Raw genomic sequence first — 18,724 nt, 5'->3', positions numbered from 1 at the left:
TTGACGTACACAAGCCCGCAGCCGTGCAGCAGTGGTGGCCCGCGTCACGCCATGCCGATTTCGCTGGTGGTGGTTTCTCCGGATGTGCCGGACAGCAGGCGTTCCCAGTACGTGCCGATTTCGCCCGGCGTGAACCTTTGTGCGTGACGGCGGCCCGCTTCGGACAGGCGGGCCGCCAGTTCGGGACTGGTGATGACCGCCGCGATCCCACGCGCCAGCGCGGTGGGGTCGTCGACCGGACTGAGCTGGGCGTTTTCTCCGTGAGTGAGCATGGCCTTCACCCCGGTCTCGCAGTTGGTGGCGACCACCGGCAGGCCATATGCCATCGCCTCCAGCAACACCAGCGAAAAGCCTTCAAAGCGGGAACTGAGGCAAAAGAGAGAGGCGTCGCGGTACACCGACTCGATATCGCTGCGTGCCGGTTCGATGTGTACGCAGTCCTGCAGGCAGAGCCGGTCGCGCAGCTGTGTCAGGGATTCGAGCAACTCGCCGTTGCCCACGATCCGGAGCCGCCAGTCCGGAAACGTCGTGGCAATGGGCACCCACGCTTGCAGCAGCACGTCGAAGCCTTTGACGTCGGCCAGGCGCCCCACGGCAACAGCGGTGCGGGACGTGCGCGCAGCCGGCTCGGCGGGGATGGGGAAGGTCAGGATATTGGGGATGACGTCGATATTGGTGCAATGCAGGCTGCGTACCCATTTCTCGCGGTCCAGCTCGGTCAGCACCACGATCCGCTCGCAGGTGCGTGCGGCGAGGCGGCGCGCGATGCTGCGCAGCGGCAGGCCCAGGTCCTGGTCGAAGTTGCAATGCTCCCAGGCAATGCGGCGCATGCCCAGCCCCAGGCATGCCGGCAGGGTGAACAGCGTCAGCAAGGGGTCGACTTCCACCAGCACGGCAATCTTGTGCTGCCGGAGGTAGCGCCGCAGGCGCGCGATGGTGGGCAGGAATTGCGAACGGAAGGAAGGGCGCCGATCGAACAGGGCGTCGTGCCGGACCGCCGGATCGAGCCGGAAGCAGCTGCGCGGATCGCACAGGCTGAGGATGTGGATGTCGTGGCCGCGCCGCGCCAGCTCGTTCGCCACCGTGGCGGCCATGCGCTCGGCCCCGCCGAATAAGTTCAGCGTGCCGGTCAGGAAGCAGATCGCCGGCGCCGTCGTCGCGTCGGCGCCCCGGTGCCGGCCCGGGCTACTGGTAGCGCGCGGCCGCATCGGTGGCCTCCACGTGTGGCGCCGCGCCGGCGCTTGCGAGCCTTGCATACAGGCGCAGCCACTCGCGGGCAATGACCTCGATGTTGAATGCCGTCGCAATATGCTGGTGCCGCGCCGCTTCGTCGGCAGGCTCACCGCGCCCTTGCGGGACGGAGTCGCCAATGGCGCGCGCCAATGCCGCCGTATCGCCACGACGGACCAGGGTGCCGACGGTGCCGAGCATGGCCGGGACACCCGAGGCATCGGTGGAGACCACCGGGCACCCGCACGCCAACGCTTCGCCCACGACCAGCGGCATCCCTTCGATCAGGGACGACAGCACGAACAGATCCGCCGCATTCAGCAGCGCCGGCACGTCCGCCCGCTGGCCTAGCAGACGCACGCGCCCGCTCAGCCCGTGCTGTGCGATGCGCTGCGCCAGGGCATCGCGCTGCGGACCGTCGCCAGCGATCATCAGCACCGTGCCGGGCCCGGGGCAGGCCTGCGCGAAGGCATCGATGAGGTCGGCCTGGGCCTTGTCCGGCACCAGCCGGCCAACGTTGAGGACGAACCGGTCGCCCGGGCCCAGGCCGAGCCCGGCACGGGTGGCGGCGCGCTGTTCAGCGCTGGGCCGGTAGCGGGTGGTATCGAAGCCGTTGGGCATGTAGATGATGCGCGTCTCGGGGGCCGCCCGCACCTCGATCATGCGCTGCCGGCCTTCGTCGCTGACCTGGGTGGTGAGATCGGCCCAGCGGTCGGTGAGGCGGTACGCCAGCATGCGCCAGGTGCCGCCCTCCATGTAGTTGTGCGCCGTGCAGATCGTGGCGGGGACAGGGCACACTCGTGTCAGCAGGCGCGCGACCAGGTTGGCGTGAACCAAGTGGGCATGGATGACGTCGGGGCGCCAGCGCAGCACGAACCGCCGGATCTGCATGAGGGTGGCCAGCAATGCCAGCGGGGTCTTGCGTATCGCCAGCATCAGGGTCTCGACGCCTTCCGGAAGCTTCACCTCGCAGCCCGGCATCAGGCTGATCACTGAGACCGCGTGTCCCAGCGACAGGTACTGGCGTGCGAGCGCGGCCACCTGCTGTTCCGCGCCCCCCATCTGCAGGCAGGTGATGAGCAGGGTGATCCGCATTGGCCCGGCTGGCTTTCCGGATTGGCTCTGGTCCATCCTGTCTCCTCGGCATGGTTGATGCGGTCCCAAGCACGCTACCGCTGCCGGAGCGCGGCATCTGTTCGGCGTCGAACGCAGGCGCTTGCCCCCTGCGCCATGACAGCCGGCGAGGTTCTGTGGTGTACGACACGTTCCCGCGCGCTCGGGTGGTTCACAGGGGCGGGCGAATCGGATTTCATATCTCCTGTACATGGCACAGGCGGCGGGAATCGATCATGAAGCGCGTTCTGGATGTTGTCCTCACGTCGGTGGCGCTGATGGTGCTGGCGCTGCCCTTGCTGGTCGTGATGGGGCTGGTTCGCTGGAAGCTTGGCGGTCCGGTCTTCTTCCGGCAGACGCGTGCAGGCCTCGACGGCAAGCCCTTCGAAGTCATCAAGTTCCGCACCATGACGGATGAGCGCGGCCCCGATGGCGAACTGCTGCCCGACGCGCAACGGATCACGCCGTTCGGCTGGATGATCCGGCGCACCAGCATCGACGAACTGCCGGAGCTCTGGTGCGTCCTGAAGGGCGAGATGAGCCTGGTCGGGCCGCGCCCGCTGCCCACGTTCTACCTGCCCCTCTACTCGCCGGAACAGGCGCGGCGGCTGCTGGTCCTGCCGGGCATCACGGGCTGGGCGCAGGTCAACGGACGCAATTCGCTGAGCTGGGAGGAGAAGTTCCGGCTGGACGTCTGGTATGTGGATCACCAGTCGTTCTGGCTCGATCTCAGGATCCTGTGGCGAACCATCGGAACGGTGCTGGCCAAGGAAGACATCAGTGCCGCTGGCGAAGTCTCGGCGACCCGCTTCTGCGGGAGCAAGGAGGTGCCATAGACGCCATGGGCGCCGTGGCCCGCACCGCAAACCTTGGGGAATTGCCAATGCTCGATACCGGATTCTCGCCCTGGCCCAGCTTCAGCCGCGAAGAGGCGCAGGCAGTGCAGCGCGTGCTGCTCTCGAACCGTGTCAACTACTGGACCGGCACCGAGTGCCGCGACTTCGAAAAGGAGTTCGCGGCATGGTGCGGCGCCGAGTACGCCGTCACCCTGGCGAACGGCACGCTGGCGCTTGACGTGGCGCTGCATGCGCTGGATATCGGGCCGGGCGACGAGGTGGTCGTCGCGCCCCGCACTTTCCTGGCCAGCGTTTCGTGCGTCGTCAATGCGGGGGCGAAGCCGGTGTTCGCGGACGTCGATCCGGACAGCGGCAACCTCAGCGCCCACACCATCGCGGCCGCGCTGACGCCGCGCACGCGCGCCGTCATCTGCGTGCACCTGGCCGGCATGCCGTGCGACATGGACCCCATTATGGCGCTGGCGCGCGAGCACGGCTTCAATGTGATCGAGGACTGCGCACAGGCGCACGGCGCCGTCTACAAGGGACGCATGGTCGGCACCATCGGCCATATCGGGGCCTGGTCCTTCTGCCAGGACAAGATCATGACCACAGGGGGCGAGGGAGGCATGGTCACCACCGACGATCGCGAACTGTGGTCGCACATGTGGTCGTACAAGGATCACGGCAAGAGCTGGGAGGCCATGCATGGCCGCGCGCATCCGCCGGGCTTCCGCTGGGTGCACGACGCCTTCGGCACCAACTGGCGCATGACCGAGATGCAGGCCGCGATCGGCCGCATCCAGTTGCGGCGCATGGCTGACTGGCACGAACGGCGCACTGCCAACGCCATGGCGCTGGCAGATGCGCTTGGTGCTTGCGATGCCCTGCACGTGCCGCTGCCGCCCGCCGGGATCGAGCATGCCTGGTACAAGCTCTATGCATTCGTGCAGCCCAGGGGCCTCGCCGAGGGCTGGAGCCGCGACAGCATCATGGCTGCCATCAACGCCGCCGGCGTGCCCTGCTATGCGGGCATCTGTGCCGAGGTCTACCTCGAGAAGGCCTTCGACGGCACCGGATTGCGCCCGCCTGCACGGCTGCCGGCAGCGCGCGCGCTGGGCGAGACCAGCCTGATGTTCCTGGTGCATCCCACGCTGACGGATGACGAAGTGCGCATGACCGGGCAGGTAGTGCGCAGCGTGATGCAGCAGGCAACGCGCGTGACGGCTTGATGGCGACTTTCCTGTGGAACCACTACCTCTATTTCGGCGAAAGCCGCGTGGCATTGCCGCTGGTGGCCTGGGTCGCGGTCTGCTTCGTCGTGGCCGGGCAAGGCTGGCGCGCGTTGCGCTGGGCGGTCTCGTTCGGCGTCGGCGGCGCATTGCTGATGGCGGCCAAGTCCGCGTTTAGCTACGCCGGCTGGTCCCTTCCGACCATCGGCGTCTACAGCGTCAGCGGGCATGCCATGCTGACCGCAGCGGTGTACCCGGTGCTGCTGATGCTGCTGGGTTCCGCGCTGGGCAGGCAGATGGCATGGCTCGGACTGGCGACTGGGGTGGGGCTGGCCTTGTTCATGCCCGTGGTGCTGGTGACGGATTTTCACCATACGATCGGTGAGTCGCTCATTGGGCTGGGTGTCGGGTTTGCCGTTGCCGGGGTGACCCTGTGGCGCTGGCGGCCGGTTGGCTTTCTGCACGTCGGCGCGGCCGTGGCATTGCTGGTGCCGGTGGCGCTGCTGTTCGACCCGCGCGACGCCGTCGAAGACTTGCAGGGCGCGTTGCGCAGCCGCGTCATGCTCTGGACGGGAGCGACCGGCGAATACTGGCGCAGCATCGACCCGGATCCGGCAACGGGAAGGCGGGTCATCTCCGTCGGGTTTTGGAGTGAGAGAGACACGTCAGGGCAGCTCCCCCATCGGCGCCGGCATCACAGCGCATGGCCGTCGTATGAAGTTCTCATTGAGCGCGCTGGACGGCACCCATGAAATCTGCCACGGAATTCGGCTCATTCTTCCCGCTCGACCCCGCCGTCCCCCTGGGCGGTGAGGCCTGGCTGCGCCCGGGCGACCTGCTGACCGGCACCGGCCGCGATGCGCTGCGCGCGATGGTGGCGCACGGGCGCTCGCTCGGATGGCGGCGGCTCTATGCGCCCAGCTACTACTGCCATGCGGTGCTGGACGACATCGCCCGCGACATCGACGTGCGCATGTATCCGCATGCCCCTTTCGGCGGCCCGGCGCAGCTTGCGCTGGCCGACGACGAGGCCGCGATCGTTCCTGAATACTTTGGCTTGCAGGCCGAGGTGGAGGTGCAGGGCGGCAGCGTCCTGCTCGACCGCTCCCACGACCTGCTCGCCACCTGGTCCTACGCGCGGGCGCCGGACTATGTGTTTGCGTCGCTGCGCAAGACCCTGCCGGTGCCCGACGGGGGACTGGTGCGGCCGCCGCCCGGGCAGCCGTTTGCAGGTTCGCTTGCACCCACGCCGGCACACGTGCGCGCCGCTGCCAGCATGGCCGCGGCCATGGCGATGAAGGCGGCATACGTGGCCGGCGCGCAGGTCGCCAAGGCAGCCTACCTGGCGCTGGCCGCCGAGGCCGAGGGCAATCTGCGCAGCGATGCCGAGATCTCCGGGCCATCGGCGCTGACGCGCGTGCTGGCGCCGGCCGTCGATCTTGGCTGGATGCGGCAGCGGCGGCAGGAGAACCTGGCGCTGCTGGCCCGCTGTTTCGCCGGCCCGCATGCCGCCCTGCCCGCCGGCATGCAATGGCGGGAAACGCCGGCTTTTGGCATCCTGCTGTGCGCCGATGCGCCGCAGCGCGAGCGCGTCCGGCAACGACTGATCGGCGCGGATGTCTATCCGGCGGTGCTCTGGCCCATGACCTGGCCCGGCGTCCCCGAGGACAACCGCCGCCTGTCCGGGCGCATACTGGTCCTTCATGCCGACTACCGCTACGGCCCGCAACACATCGGGCGCCTCGGCGAGATCATCTTGCAGATCGCCGCCAGCATTGCCGCAAATCCCGATACTTCCGACGAGGACCGACGATGATGAAGATCAATCTGCTGGAGACCTCCAGCGCCGAGTGGCTCGACGTGCTGCAGCGTTGCCGGCACGACAGCCACCATATGCCGGGATGGCTGCGGGCGGCGCAACATGAAGGCAGTGGCAAGGCGTTCGCCGTCCATGTCATGGATGACGGCCATGAACTGTTCGTGCCGCTGCTGAACCGCGACATCAACGGCAAGGACTGGGATGCAAGCTCGCCCTACGGGTTTGCCGGCCCGCTCGTCAGCGACGACGCGCCGGACGCGTTCGTTGACACCGCCTTGTCCGAGGCCCTGGAACTGCTGCGCGGGCGCGGCTGTGTTTCATGCTTCATCCGGCTGAATCCGATTGTCAACGCGCCATGGCGCAGCGCCGTCGGCACGCTGATCGATCATGGCATGACGATCTCGATCGACCTCTCAAAGAGCGAGGCCGAGCATTGGCACGACACCTCGCACGGGCACAGGCTGGAGATCTCCAAGGCCATGCGCGCGGGGGTCACGGTGCGGCTGGACGAGACGCTTGCAACGCTGCCGCATTTCATCCGTCTCTACAACGCATCGATGGACCGGCTGCGTGCTTCCGACTACTACTTCTTCGACGACGCTTATCACTACACGCTGGCCCGCGAGCTCGGCGACCGGCTGCGGCTGTTCGTGGCGGAGGAGGAGGGCGTCATCATCGGCGGCGCGACCATCACTGTGTCTGACGGCACCGGCATTCTGCAGGGCCACTTGATGGGCATCGACGCACGCTACCGGCACCGTCAGCCCAGCAAAATCTTGCTGCACGCCATCCGGCAGTGGGGACGGGAGCAGGGCTACCGCTATTACCACCTTGGTGGAGGCCTCGGCGGCTCGGCCGAGGATTCGCTGTTCCGCTTCAAGCGCGGGTTCTCGCCGGACACCCATGTATTCCGCACGCAGCGGGTGGTAGTGGATCCCGGCAAGTACCTGGTGCTGTGCGACGGCACGCCCTCGGTGCTTGAGGATCTGAGCGGATACTTCCCTGCCTATCGACGGTAGGCCCGGCAGGGCCCGGGCACGGATGACGAACGACAGCCGCCCTTTGAGGCGGCTGTCGTGTCTGGCAAGCAGCGCTCGGGGGATGGCGAATCAGAGCTTGCCCGGGCTCGAGAGCGACACCGGCTTCGCTTCGCTGGCCAGCTCGGGCTGGCCCAGCGCGTGGGACGCGACCCGGCGCAGCACGACCTGGCGCGGCACCCTGGCGTCGTCCGGCGCGTCCTGGATGGCCTGGCCGCTTTCGGCGGGCACGGCGGCAGGCACCGGCTTGCGGCTGGCGTCGTCGAGCGAGGTATACGGGGCGTATTCCGGCACGATCGCCTGCACCATCGTCTGGATCCTCAGTTCGTCGCGGGCGTCGCAGGCCGCGTAGAGCCGGGTCAGCATCTCCCGCAGCTCCGCCTCCTCCAAGCTTGGCTCCTGGGAGCACATGATGCGTTCGTGGTCGCTGGGCGTGACATTGCCGCCGATCAGCAGCTCCTCGTAGAGTTTCTCGCCCGGGCGCAGGCCGACGAACTTGACCTCGATGTCCCCGTTCGGGTTCTTGGGGGTGCGCTCCACCAGCCCGGCCATCTCGATCATGGTCCTCGCCAGATCCACGATCCGCACCGGCTGCCCCATGTCCAGCACGAACACCTCGCCGCCGCGGGCCATCGCGCCCGCCTGGATCACCAGCTGCGAGGCTTCGGGGATCAGCATGAAGAAGCGGATGACATCGGGGTGGGTGATCGTGATCGGCCCGCCCGCTTCAATCTGGCTGCGAAACAGGGGAACCACGGAGCCGGAAGACCCCAGCACATTGCCGAAGCGGACCATCGCGAAGACCGTGCGGGTGCCGGGCCGTGCCGCCGCGGCCTGGAAGATCAGCTCCGCGATGCGCTTGCTCGCGCCCATCACGTTGGTGGGGCGGACGGCCTTGTCGGTCGAGATCAGCACACAAGTCTGCACGCCGAAGCGGTCAGCCATGTTGGCGATGGTGAGCGAGCCCAGTACGTTGTTGCGAATGCCCTCGGGCATGTTGCTCTCGACCAGGGGCACGTGCTTGTAGGCCGCGGCGTGATAGATGGTATCGACCTGCTGGCCCTGCATGGCGGCGGCCACGGCATTGGTGTCGCACACGGAGCCGATGCGCGCCAGCAACGGCACCCCGGGGAAGTTCCGGCGCAGATCCTGCTCCACCATGTACAGCGCCCATTCGGAATGGTCGAACAGGATCAGCTTGCGCGGCTGCTGCGTGGCAACCTGGCGGCACAGCTCGCTGCCGATGGAGCCGCCCGCGCCGGTCACCATGACGACCTTGCGGTGCGTGCACTTGGCGAACAGCGCCTCGCGCGGCGGCACGGCTGGCCGCCCAAGCAGGTCCTCGACCTTGACCTCGCGGATCGACTGCATGGTGATCTTGCGGTCCACCAGCTCCAGCAGCGTGGGCAGGGTGCGCACGCTCACGGCGTACCGGTGCAGCTTGTCCAGGATGCGCTTGCGCCGGTCCGGCGACAGCGAGGGCACCGCCAGCACCACTTCGTCGATGCCCAGCCGCCGCAGCTGCTCTCGCATGCGCGAGGTATGGAAGACCGGCAGGTCGGTGAAGGTGTGGTTGTCCAGCGAAAGGTCGTCGTCGAAGAAGCACACAGCCTCATGGTCGACGCTGGCGCGCATGGCATTGGCGAGCTGGAAGCCGGCCTCGCCTGCGCCGAAGATGCCCACGCGCCGTGTCGGGCGCCCGCGGGCACTGCGCCACAACTCAGTGCGCCGCAGCATGGCGCGGATCAGGAAGCGCGAGATCACGACGTAGGCGAACGCGATGAACCAGTAGATCAGCAGGCCGGCGCGCGGCAGCCGGCTGTCGTTCATGAGAAAGGAAACGCTGTAGGTCAGCCCGACCATGGCTGCCATGCTGATGCCGGCGGCCCACAGCACCTTGAGGTCGATGTAGCGCAGCACGGTCCGGTACAGGCCGCTGAACGAAAACACCGGGATCGTGCACGCCGCGATGAACAGCGGCGGCAGCAGGCCGTACTGGATGATCAGCTCCTGATTGCCGGAGCGCAGCAGCAGGGCTAGCGCGAAGCACAGCGGCAGGGCCAGCAGGTCGACCGTCATCATCAGCACGATCTTCTGGCGGCGCGAAAGGGATAGCAGGCGCAGGGAGCGCGGGGCTGTCATGCCCGGAACTCCTGCAACACCACCGCCGCCATTGTCACTGCTATCCGCATGGCCCACAGGCTCTGGCTGGCGGGAACCGCTCGATGCATCCATATCGGTGTGTCCATTGCACGGCTCTTCTGCCCGGAAGGCGGCGGCGTCAGCCTGCGACTGGCTGTGATGCCATGGGTCGCCGTGGGTTCACGCATCACCGTGTGCCGGCGTGAATCCGCTTTCCTGCAAAGCTATCGTTTCTGCGTGGTGTGGCGCAATCGGGCTACGTGCGCTGCCGAACGTGGCATGCCGATAGGCCAGGGCGCGCAGAAACGGGTACGCATGCCATTGCCGCCACCTGGTGTCGTCATCGATCGCCCATGGAAGGCTGGCGCAGAGGGAGCACGGGGAACGGGCGATATTGCAGCGGCGGCGGCGCAGGCGCTGCAATGCGGATACGTGCGTTGCCGCACAGGCGCTGGCGAGGGAGCGCAGAAACGGGTACGCTCCCCGGGCCTGCGTGGCTGTCAGTCGCGCGGCAGTGGCGCGCTGAGGCCGGCGTTACCTGAGTCCTGGCGCCCGGCTGGTCGCGGGCCGCGCAGCAGCTGCCACAGGCAAGTCGCCGTGTCATAGAAGGTGCCGGCACCGCGCAGGCCCGCTGCGCGCAGATGGTGCGCAAGGTCGTGCGGGAGGGCCAACACCAGGAACATTGCCGTCTTCAGCGGGTGCTGCGGGCCATGGTCATAGCGCCGGCAGGCCACATACAGTCGTGAGGCGTCGCTGGCGGGGAACGGCTGGTCGGCCGACACCGACGGCAAGCGCTGGTTGACCGCGCTCGGGACCATCTCGATGCGGTAGCCGAATTCCTGCACCGCGCGTCCGGCCAGTTCCAGGTCGTCGTAGCCGACGGCAAGGTGCTCGTCGAACGACAGGTTCTCGAACAGCTCGCGCGGGAACACCGCGCTGTGCAACAGCACCGAGCACAGGCGCTCGCCGCGGCGGTAGTCCAGCGTCGGGTGGCCCAGGAACGCCGGCTTGCGCGGAACGCCGCGCCGCCCCTGGCAGACCTCGGTCCCGGTCAGAATGAGCGGCATCGCGCAGCCGGCAGTGGCCCGCCGAAGATGGTCGTCGGCAACGGACTCGGTCATCTGCTGCAGGAAGGTTGCGCCCAGCAGCGTCTTGTCATCCAGGAACAGTACGTGCGAGCCGGTGGCCGCGCGCAGGGCGCGGTTGCGGTTGGCGGCCCTGGAGCGGCGCGGGCCTTCCAGGTAGGTGATGTCCGGATAGTCCCGGCGCATCATCTCGCGCGTGTCGTAGCCGCTGCTGTCGTCGGTGACGATGAGCTGGTGCGCCGGCATGGTGGAATCGGCGACCGATTGCAGCGTGTGCCGCAGTGGCTCGGGACGGTCGCAGGTACAGATGCATACCGAAACGGTGGGCAGGAAAGAGCTTGCCGGCATGGTGACCCCTCCAATGTTCGGCAGATGGCAGACACCTGTGCCGGCCCGTCTAGTGCGGGCGCGGCGTAGGGTCCTGAACTACAGCACCGGGCTGGCGGCCTGGAACGCGGCTTCGCTGGTGCGCGACGCAACCACCGGGCGCGCGGTGCTGCCGCGCGTTAAGCGTTCATCGCCGCTGACCCACTCGAGCGTCGCGCCGCGTTGCAGGGCGGCATAGACGGCTTCACCCTTGTTGCGTACCTTCAGGCGCTGGTACAGCGTGCAGGCGTGACTCTTGACCGTGGCCACCGAGATATTGAGCATGCGGCTGACGGTCTTGATCGGATAGCCGCGTGCCAGCAGCACCAGCACCTCATACTGGCGCGGCGTGATCTTCAGCATTTCGGCTTCGTCGTAGCTGGGCTCTTCCTCGACCAGCGGCGCTGCGCTGGTGGCAGCCGGGGCCGACAGCGGCTGCCCCGGCCGCAGGCAGGTGAGGTCGCGCACCGCCACGGTGGTGCGCGCGGCACCGGGCGTGCCGGCGCATGCCACCAGTGAAAGTTGCTCGCCTGTCAGCGCGTGCGCAGTGCTCAGCGGCAGCGGCGCGGCCGAGGCCAGCGACTGCACGGCCGGCATGGCCGAGCGCGACGCCGACGGCATGGAGCCGGTTTCTGCCGAGAACAGCAGCCCCTGCACCCCTGACACCGCCAGCCGGATGGCCGCCTCGATCACCGCCAGCGAGGCGGATTTCGGCAGGCAGCCGCATACGCCGCGTGCGCTGTCCACGTTGGGCACATGCAATGGCAATATGTCTGCCAGGATCAGGATGCGTTGCGGCGAGAGCGCTTCTCGGGCCTGTTCGAGCTGCGGCCAGCCAGACCCCACATCGGCGGGCATGCCGAATACCAGCAGGTCCGCATTGTGGTGCCGGGCATCCAGCCTGGCGATGTCCGCGGGCGCAATGGCGGCAATCAGCGCGGACTCCTGGATGTTCTCGAGCATTTGCAACAGCCCGAGCCGGAGCAGCGGATGCTCCTCGATCAGCAACGCGTTCATGGACTTCACTCCCCGTTACTCGGGAGCGGACTGCGGGGCGCTTTGCGTATGGAGGGGCATTACAGCAGTCACCGGCGGCGACCGGCTGCTTGTCTGACCCCCATGCTTCCATGCTCCCGCAGTCCCGTTGTTCTGGATGGAACTTGTCGGCGGCTGGAAGGTTGACCCGAACCCGAACCCGAAAGATTCTCGCTCCTAAATCGGCTTAAATTCATCTTATGGGCTGGTTGAATGGAATGCAAGCAGGCCGGTTTGGGACGAGTAGGGGTAGGAATGAAAGGACATACATAATCCTTTCAAAAATTACCCGAACACGCTGGCCCAGGTTCCGCAAACGCCGCGCTGATGCGGGGTCCAGGAGGTTTCATGGATGTGACATCCGAATTTAATTTGGTTGCAGTATTGAAACAGAAAGAATTATCAGCACCCCCTGTAAGTAGTATTCTTAACCCCATCGTGGGGTATCGGTAATATATCTGCGGCCGATTGCTCCAATCATGAAACGCCGATTTCATATGGGTTTTTGAAATAGGCCAGCCTGATTTTCAGGCAGGTCGGGCGCATGGCCTAATGCTTCTGGAGGAGAGCCATCTCCCACCTCGGGATGAGCCCTGCCGCGCCGGCTGCGCCGGCCTGCACCGGCCTGCACCGGCCTTGCCACCGGCTGCCGGGAGGGGAGGCCCGAGCGGGCCGGCAGATTTGCCACGGGATGTCAGCGGGCCCAGTGGCCGGGGCGCATGACCCAGCCGTGCGGGCCGCGCACCCAGCGCTCAGGCACATAACGGTAGCCTGCACGCTGCGCCTTCCAGTAGCCGCCGCGCCAGTCGTAGCGCCCGCCGGTGGCGGCCCAGTGGCCCGGCACCCAGACCTGGCCGCGACGCGCTGCGGGGTGCGGCTCATAGCGCGGCGGCGGGGGCGGATGGCCATAGCCGTGGGCGACCACCACCGGATGGGCCTCGGCGGGGCCGGTCAGTCCGAAGGCGCCGCCCGTGGCGAGGACGGCTGCGGCAAGCAGTAGCTGGCGTTTCATGTGGATTCTCCTTGGGGCGGTTCGAAGCGGTTGGATCGATCAATAGCGGTCGTAGTGGTGGTAGCGCGGCGGCGGGCCGCCGCGCGGTGGCACTACGATGCAGGCGGACAGCAGTGCGGCCGTGGTGGACAGCAGCACCACCAGCGAGAGGGCGCGTTTCATATGGACTCCTGGCGGGTTCGCGTTGGGCATGGCTTGAATGTAGCGAGCCGGCCCCGCACCGCGTGCTTGCACTTGTAAGGCTGTCTCACATGGGATTGCCCTGCTGGCGCAGGCCTGCGCCTAGCGCTGGGCATCCCGGAAGCCTTGCGTATCAAGGCGTTGCGCGCATGGCGGCAGGCCCATGGCGTGGTCTGCACGTGCCGGGTCGGAGGTAATGTGACGTTACACCGGAAATAATTCTCGCAATGCAACGGGCCCTGGCGCGGGCCTTGCACCCCTTGTGGATGGCCTGGCCGGGGACGCAGAAACGGGTACGCCGCGATGGTGCGCGATGCCTCGGCATGGCCCGTCGGCGGGGCGCACTGGTAGCGTTTCGGCGCCATCTCGGTGCCGTCACGGGCATTCGGGCGCGCAATTCGATGGGGCGGAAATGGCATGAAGCTTGCGCCATGGGCTATACCAGTCGGAAGTGGCCTCGTGTGCTTGAAGGAGGCGTCATGCCGGTCATGCTCATCGTGCTTGCTCTGCAATGGCTGCAGGGGCTGTCGCCGCCCGCCGCGGCGTTGTTCGCGCTGCCGCAGGAGACGGCGCCCGCGGATGCCGCGGCCATCGTCGATACCGCGCTGACACGCTGACATGGGCCTGACGGGGGTGGTATGACCACCCTCCCGCCGTGGCCGTCCGAGTGGTTCCATCCACCCTACCACTCACTGTCATGGAGCCAGCATGAACCGCAGCGACGTCACCGACCTCATCATCGACGCCAAGGTCACCCGCGGCATTACCTGGGCGCAGGTGGCCGAGCGCGTCGGCCGCAGCAAGGAATGGACAACCGCGGCGTGCCTGGGCCAGATGGCATTCGACGCCGCCGGCGCGCGCGCGGTCATGGAGGTGTTCGGGCTGCCGCCCGAGGCCGAGCCCTGGCTGCGCGAGGTGCCGTACAAGGGCTCGCTGCCGACGCAGGTGCCGGCCGATCCGCTGATCTACCGCTTCTACGAACTCATCAGCGTGTACGGCACCACGTTCAAGGCGCTGATCCATGAAGAGTTTGGCGACGGCATCATGAGCGCGATCGACTTCCGCATGGACCTGCAGCGCGAGCCCGATCCCAACGGGGACCGGGTGCGCATCGAGATGTCGGGCAAGTTCCTGCCCTACAAGACTTACTGAGCGGCTACCGGGCGCAGCTGGTGGCATGCACCGGCGGCAACGCAAAGGACACGCCATAGCGCGCCGGGTCCAGGCGCATGGTCAGCACGCCCACCAGCGTGGCGCAGGCCAGGTGGTACCACCAGCCGGTGGCGAAGTCGCCGGTGCGTTCGTGCAGCATGGCGGTGATCCAGGGCGCCAGCGACGCCAGCAGGAAGCCGCCGCCCTGCATCAGGGCGCTCAGCGCGCCGGCGCTGTCGGGGTCCGGCAGATGGTCCAGCGCCACCACCAGGTACAAGGCAAAGCAGCCACCGAGGCCGGCGCCGCCGATCACGGCCCATGCGTGCGGCGCGGCGTCGGGCCACAGCGCCAGTCCGCCGAAGCCCGCCACCTGCATGGCCAGCGCCAGCGCCATCCAGGCGCGGCGGTCAAGGCTGCGCGCGGCCAGCACCGGCAGCAGCAGCGCCGCGGCGGCCTGCGCCACCGCCATCAGCGCCACCAGCGACCCGCTGGCCGAAGCGCTCCAGCCGTGGTCCTGGTAGAACGGTGCGAGCCACGCCACCAGCGACGCATAGCCGCCGTTCATTACGCCGAAGCAGGCCATCAGCAGCCAGGTGCGCGGACGCCGCAACAGCGCGCGGGTCGCGCCCGTCGGGCTGATTGCCGGCTTCCCGGCCATGCTCGCCGCAGTGCGCGGCAGCGCCACCCAGGCCAGCGCCAATGCTGCCAGCGCAGGCACGGCCCACAGCGCCAGCGCATCGCGCCAGCTGCCGGCCAGCGCCGTCACATAGGGCGACAGCTGCGCGCCGAGCGCGCCGCCGCCCATCAGCGCGGCGGAGTACAGCCCCATCACCGGCGCCACGCGCCCCGGGAATTCTTGCTTGACCAGGCCCGGGCAGGCGGCCTGCACCACGGCCACGCCCAGTCCGCACAGCGCTGCCGAGGCGATCAGCCAGGTGCCGTCCGCCACGCCCAGCCGCAGCGCGCAGCCGGCACCCAGCAAGGCCAGCGCGCCCAGCACCGCGGTGCGCGCACCCAGCCGCGCGCGGATGGCCGGCCCGAAGAACGCGCCCACGCCCATCAGCAGCATCGGCAGCAAGGTCAGCCAGGCCATGCCCTGGTAGCTGAGGCCGGTGCTGGTGCGGATGGCCGGGGCCAGCGGCCCCACCGCGGTCAGGAACGGCCGCAGGTTCAGGCCGATGCCGGCAACCGCGGCCAGCACCAGCCAGCGCGGGGTGGTGCGGACCGCGCTGCCGGTGGCCCCGCGCACACCCTCAGCCACGGGGCGAGCGCGGGCCGTAGAGCTGCGCGGCGGAGAGATCGACCGGCACCCGCGTGAGCGGCAGCGGTGGCGGGATCAGCGACAGGCGCAGCGCCTGGTAGGCGGCCTCGCTCGACATGCCGTAGGGCGCGGCGTCGTGGTTGTCAAAGGCGTAGTAGACCGCCTGCACGCCGGCCATGGTCATCGCCGCCAGGCACATCGGGCAGGGGTGGCCGCTGGCATAGACCACGCTGCCGCGCAGGTCGGGGCGGCCCAGCTTGCGCGCAGCGGCGCGCACCGCCTCCATCTCGGCATGCGTGGTGGGGTCGTGGCTGTGGACGATGTCGTTGACGCCGGTGGCGACGGCCTCGCCATCGAGCACCAGCACGGCGCCGAAGGGGCGCGCGCCCCGGTCACGATTGGCTGCGGCCAGGCGAACCGCCTCGCGCATGAATACCTGGTGAGTGGTCATGGTTGGCAAAAAAGTGAGTGCATGCTGCGCGAGGAGGGCGGCATGGGGCTTTGAGGGGCGTTCCCGGCGCTGCAGGACGCGGGCCGGGGCAGCGTGCCAACTGTACGCCGGGGCTTGGTAATTGGGAAATTAAATGATGAAATCGCCGGCAGTGGAAAATCAAATGGATAACCGGACATGCAGGACGCTCGCCTCGATCCCGTGCTGTTGCAGAGCTTTGTCGCCGTGGCGGAAAGCGGCAGCTTTACCCGCGCCGCGCAGCGCGTACACCTGACCCAGTCAACGGTCAGCCAGCAGGTGCGCCGGCTGGAAGACCAGCTCGGCTGCGTGCTGCTGGACCGCAGTGGCCGTTACGTCTCCACCACGCCCGAGGGCGAGCGCCTGCTGGGCTACGCGCGCCGCCTGCAGCAGCTGATGGCCGAGGCGGTGGGGCAGCTGCGCCAGAGCGCCGGCCAGGGCGAGATCCGCATCGGCGTGCCGGAGGACTTTGCCGCGCGGCCGCTGACGCCGGTGCTGGCCGGGTTTGCCGATGACTGGCCGGGCATGCGGCTGGAGGTGACCAGCGGCATGAGCCATGAGCTGTGGCAGCGCTTCCAGGACCGGGAACTGGACCTGGTGCTGGTCAAGCAGCGGGTCGGGCAGGCGCCGGGGCTGGCCAGCTGGCCCGAGCCCCTGTGCTGGATCGACAGCCGCGGCCGCCCGGCCGTGGCGCGCGACCCGGTGCCGCTGGTGGCGTTCCCGGTGGGCGGGCTGTACCGCGGCGAGATGACGCACGCGCTCGACGCGGGCGGGCGGCGCTGGCGTGTGGCCTTTGTCAGTGCCAGCCTGGCCAGCATCCTGGCCGCGGTGGCCGACGGCCTGGGCGTCACGCTGCTGCCGCGGCGCCTGGCCACGGCCCAGCACCAGGTGCTGGAGGACGACGGCTGGTCCGCCGCGGTGCCCGACGTCGAGCTCAGCCTGCACGCGCAGCCGGACCTGCCGGCCGCGGCGCGCGACATGGCCGCGCGGCTGGCCGCGTTATGCGAGACCGTGATGGGGGCGGGCGAGCCGCCCGCGGATCAGCCGAAGAACTCGTTGTAGTAGCGGGTGCAGGTGCCGGCCGGGCGGAAAGTGTATGGCAGCTCGGCCATTGCCGCGGCGTCCAGCGAGCCGAACGGGATGTCGGGCGCGGCCAGGGGGCCGGCTTCAGGGGCGGATTGGCGGTCGGGGCGCGCAAGCTGGGCGCGGGTGTTGGATGGCGAAGTCATGTCAGGCTCATTCTCAAGGGCCGGGCACTGCACCCGGCAACTGCGGATCGGCGTTGTCAACGCGTGCAGCCATCCTAATGCTGCAGCGCGGCGCAGTCAGCCATCCCAGCCTGAACACACTGTTGCGCAATCGCGCCCAATCGAGACGGCTTGCCCGGGGTTGCCCGCGCCTGGCTGCCGCCGGCGACTTGCGCCAACGCCGCTCGCGGCAGGGTCTATATTGGCTGAGGGTTGCCTGCCCCGATTACCTTGCGGACAGCCTGGCCTGAGTGCCGCCTACCTTCCGGAGCGTGCCATGTCGTTGCCACCATGCTTTGCCGATCGCCGCGAGGCTGGCCAGTACCTGGGCCGCCGCCTGGCCGAGCTGGGTTTCGGCGCCGCACAGCTGGGCCAGCCCGCGCTGGTGCTGGCGCTGCCGCGCGGCGGGGTGCCGGTTGCGTTCGAGGTGGTGCGCGCGCTCGACGCGCAGCTGGATGTGCTGCTGGTGCGCAAGATCGGCGCTGCCGGCTATCCCGAGCTGGCGCTGGGCGCGGTGGTAGAGGGCGATGCCGGCGGCGGTGGCCCGCACACGGTGGTCAATGACGATCCCTGGGCGCGCCGCGCCGTGGAAAGCGGCAGCTTCGATGCCGAGCGCGGCCGCCAGCTCGACGAGATCGCGCGGCGCCAGCAGCGCTATCGCGGCGGTGCGGCGGTGCCGGCGCGCGCCGGGCGTACGGTGATCGTGGTCGATGACGGCGTGGCCACCGGCGCCACCATGCGCGCCGCGCTTGAAGGCGTGCGCATGGCCGGGGCGGCGCGTGTGGTGGCGGCCACGCCGGTGGGGTCGGAGCAGGGGCTGGCCAGCCTGTCGGCCGCGGCCGACGAGGTGATCTGCCTGAACACGCCACCCAGTTTCGGCGCGGTTGGCGCCTTCTACCTGGATTTCTCCCAGACCAGCGACGAAGAGGCGCTGGCCCTGCTGCGCGCGGCGGCGGCGCCGCCTGCGCGCTGAGGTTCGCTCAGACGTTGTCCGTCTGGCCCTTGCCCAGGCGCGCCTTCAGGTACGGCACCAGCCCGCCGGCGGCCAGGATCGCGCGCAGGAAGTCGGGGATGGGCTCGCACGCGACCAGGCTGCCGTCGTCCAGGCGCAGCTGTGCCGACGCCAGATCCAGCACCGCGTGCGCGCCGTCGGCCAGGCGGCTGGTGTCGGCGCAGACCAGCACCGGCAGGCCCAGGTTGATGGCATTGCGATAGAACAGCCCGCCGAAGGACTGCGCCACCACGGCGCTCACGCCCAGCTCGCGCAGCGCCTGCGGCGCCTGCTCGCGCGAGGAGCCGATGCCGAAGTTGGCACCTGCCACCAGCACGTCGCCGGCGTGCACGCTGCCGGGAAACTCCGGGCGCAGCGCGGCCAGGCAATGCCGGGCCAGCACCGGCAGCGGCGCTTTCATCAGCACGGCGGGGGCCATGACATCGGTGTCGATGTTGTCGCCGAAGCGCCAGAGGCGGCCAGCGGGGTCGGGGGCGATAGCAGAGGTCATGCAAGA

The 18,724-nt window shown here is 68.6% G+C and carries 20 protein-coding genes; 9 read left to right on the top strand and 11 right to left on the bottom strand.

Translation table 11 applies throughout. The features are described from left to right. Positions 1-44 precede the first annotated feature (44 nt). Both A3A5_RS0106160 and A3A5_RS0106155 read right to left on the bottom strand, forming a co-directional pair. Positions 45-1,208: a glycosyltransferase family 4 protein gene (locus A3A5_RS0106160; protein WP_018309738.1), complete on the bottom strand. Its 1,164-nt coding sequence runs from the start codon at positions 1,206-1,208 to the stop codon at positions 45-47. Continuing rightward, entirely contained in the window at positions 1,186-2,361 is a 1,176-nt protein-coding gene (locus A3A5_RS0106155; protein ID WP_026200508.1) for a glycosyltransferase, read from the bottom strand. The genes A3A5_RS0106160 and A3A5_RS0106155 overlap by 23 nt, the downstream gene beginning before the upstream one ends. A 218-nt stretch (positions 2,362-2,579) precedes the next feature. Between A3A5_RS0106155 and A3A5_RS0106150 the strand changes: the two genes are divergently transcribed. The 5 genes from A3A5_RS0106150 to A3A5_RS0106130 are packed head-to-tail and all read left to right on the top strand — an operon-like array spanning position 2,580 to position 7,249. Then, on the top strand, positions 2,580-3,179 hold the full coding sequence (locus A3A5_RS0106150; protein ID WP_018309736.1) for a sugar transferase: 600 nt from the start codon (positions 2,580-2,582) through the stop codon (positions 3,177-3,179). 47 nt (positions 3,180-3,226) lie between these two features. Next, a complete protein-coding gene (locus A3A5_RS0106145) occupies positions 3,227-4,411 on the top strand; it encodes a DegT/DnrJ/EryC1/StrS aminotransferase family protein (RefSeq protein WP_026200507.1) in 1,185 nt (394 codons plus the stop codon). Then, entirely contained in the window at positions 4,411-5,163 is a 753-nt protein-coding gene (locus A3A5_RS0106140; RefSeq protein WP_018309734.1) for a hypothetical protein, read from the top strand. Before A3A5_RS0106145 ends, A3A5_RS0106140 begins: the two co-directional genes overlap by 1 nt. Next, complete coding sequence (locus A3A5_RS0106135) at positions 5,160-6,227, top strand: hypothetical protein (protein WP_018309733.1); 1,068 nt, start codon at positions 5,160-5,162, stop codon at positions 6,225-6,227. Before A3A5_RS0106140 ends, A3A5_RS0106135 begins: the two co-directional genes overlap by 4 nt. Then, on the top strand, positions 6,224-7,249 hold the full coding sequence (locus A3A5_RS0106130; protein WP_018309732.1) for a GNAT family N-acetyltransferase: 1,026 nt from the start codon (positions 6,224-6,226) through the stop codon (positions 7,247-7,249). Before A3A5_RS0106135 ends, A3A5_RS0106130 begins: the two co-directional genes overlap by 4 nt. 90 nt (positions 7,250-7,339) lie before the next feature. Here A3A5_RS0106130 and A3A5_RS0106125 read toward each other — a convergent pair whose 3' ends face one another. The 5 genes from A3A5_RS0106125 to A3A5_RS45370 form a co-directional block, all read right to left on the bottom strand. Continuing rightward, a complete protein-coding gene (locus A3A5_RS0106125) occupies positions 7,340-9,409 on the bottom strand; it encodes a nucleoside-diphosphate sugar epimerase/dehydratase (RefSeq protein ID WP_018309731.1) in 2,070 nt (689 codons plus the stop codon). Positions 9,410-9,909: 500 nt separating this feature from the next. Continuing rightward, the gene (locus A3A5_RS0106115; protein ID WP_018309729.1) at positions 9,910-10,842 is read right to left on the bottom strand and encodes a glycosyltransferase family 2 protein; all 933 of its coding nucleotides are present in this window, start codon (positions 10,840-10,842) and stop codon (positions 9,910-9,912) included. Positions 10,843-10,920: 78 nt separating this feature from the next. Beyond that, positions 10,921-11,877 carry a LuxR C-terminal-related transcriptional regulator gene (locus A3A5_RS0106110; RefSeq protein WP_018309728.1) on the bottom strand — a complete coding sequence of 319 codons (957 nt, stop codon included), beginning with the start codon at positions 11,875-11,877 and terminating at the stop codon, positions 10,921-10,923. 712 nt (positions 11,878-12,589) lie between these two features. After that, positions 12,590-12,907 carry a YXWGXW repeat-containing protein gene (locus A3A5_RS0106105; protein ID WP_018309727.1) on the bottom strand — a complete coding sequence of 106 codons (318 nt, stop codon included), beginning with the start codon at positions 12,905-12,907 and terminating at the stop codon, positions 12,590-12,592. A 39-nt stretch (positions 12,908-12,946) separates the two neighbouring features. Then, a complete protein-coding gene (locus A3A5_RS45370) occupies positions 12,947-13,069 on the bottom strand; it encodes a hypothetical protein (RefSeq protein ID WP_013951761.1) in 123 nt (40 codons plus the stop codon). Between the two features lie 497 nt (positions 13,070-13,566). On the opposite strand from A3A5_RS45370, the gene A3A5_RS43965 reads away from it, so the two are divergent. Both A3A5_RS43965 and cynS read left to right on the top strand, forming a co-directional pair. Beyond that, a complete protein-coding gene (locus A3A5_RS43965; RefSeq protein ID WP_018309726.1) occupies positions 13,567-13,704 on the top strand; it encodes a hypothetical protein in 138 nt (45 codons plus the stop codon). Between the two features lie 91 nt (positions 13,705-13,795). Further along, positions 13,796-14,239, top strand: a complete 444-nt coding sequence (cynS, locus tag A3A5_RS0106090) for a cyanase (protein WP_018309725.1) — start codon at positions 13,796-13,798, stop codon at positions 14,237-14,239. A 4-nt stretch (positions 14,240-14,243) separates the two neighbouring features. On the opposite strand, the gene A3A5_RS0106085 is transcribed toward cynS, so the two are convergent. Both A3A5_RS0106085 and A3A5_RS0106080 read right to left on the bottom strand, forming a co-directional pair. Next, entirely contained in the window at positions 14,244-15,500 is a 1,257-nt protein-coding gene (locus A3A5_RS0106085; protein ID WP_026200506.1) for a cyanate transporter, read from the bottom strand. Next, on the bottom strand, positions 15,493-15,951 hold the full coding sequence (locus tag A3A5_RS0106080) for a nucleoside deaminase (RefSeq protein WP_018309723.1): 459 nt from the start codon (positions 15,949-15,951) through the stop codon (positions 15,493-15,495). Before A3A5_RS0106080 ends, A3A5_RS0106085 begins: the two co-directional genes overlap by 8 nt. Before the next feature lie 177 nt (positions 15,952-16,128). Here A3A5_RS0106080 and A3A5_RS0106075 point away from each other — a divergent pair, with 177 nt between their 5' ends. Next, positions 16,129-17,031: a LysR family transcriptional regulator gene (locus tag A3A5_RS0106075; protein ID WP_018309722.1), complete on the top strand. Its 903-nt coding sequence runs from the start codon at positions 16,129-16,131 to the stop codon at positions 17,029-17,031. Here the strand turns inward: A3A5_RS0106075 and A3A5_RS0106070 are convergent. Then, the gene (locus A3A5_RS0106070) at positions 17,010-17,198 is read right to left on the bottom strand and encodes a hypothetical protein (RefSeq protein WP_018309721.1); all 189 of its coding nucleotides are present in this window, start codon (positions 17,196-17,198) and stop codon (positions 17,010-17,012) included. The genes A3A5_RS0106075 and A3A5_RS0106070 overlap by 22 nt on opposite strands. A 295-nt stretch (positions 17,199-17,493) precedes the next feature. Here A3A5_RS0106070 and A3A5_RS0106065 point away from each other — a divergent pair, with 295 nt between their 5' ends. After that, the gene (locus A3A5_RS0106065; protein WP_018309720.1) at positions 17,494-18,189 is read left to right on the top strand and encodes a phosphoribosyltransferase; all 696 of its coding nucleotides are present in this window, start codon (positions 17,494-17,496) and stop codon (positions 18,187-18,189) included. Between the two features lie 7 nt (positions 18,190-18,196). Here A3A5_RS0106065 and A3A5_RS0106060 read toward each other — a convergent pair whose 3' ends face one another. Then, on the bottom strand, positions 18,197-18,718 hold the full coding sequence (locus A3A5_RS0106060; protein ID WP_018309719.1) for a 3-isopropylmalate dehydratase small subunit: 522 nt from the start codon (positions 18,716-18,718) through the stop codon (positions 18,197-18,199). Positions 18,719-18,724 lie beyond the last annotated feature (6 nt).

It is taken from the genome of Cupriavidus sp. UYPR2.512 (assembly GCF_000379565.1).
GTDB lineage: Bacteria > Pseudomonadota > Gammaproteobacteria > Burkholderiales > Burkholderiaceae > Cupriavidus.
Note: the sequence above shows the minus strand (reverse complement) of the source record. Positions and strands in the feature narration are given on the sequence as shown.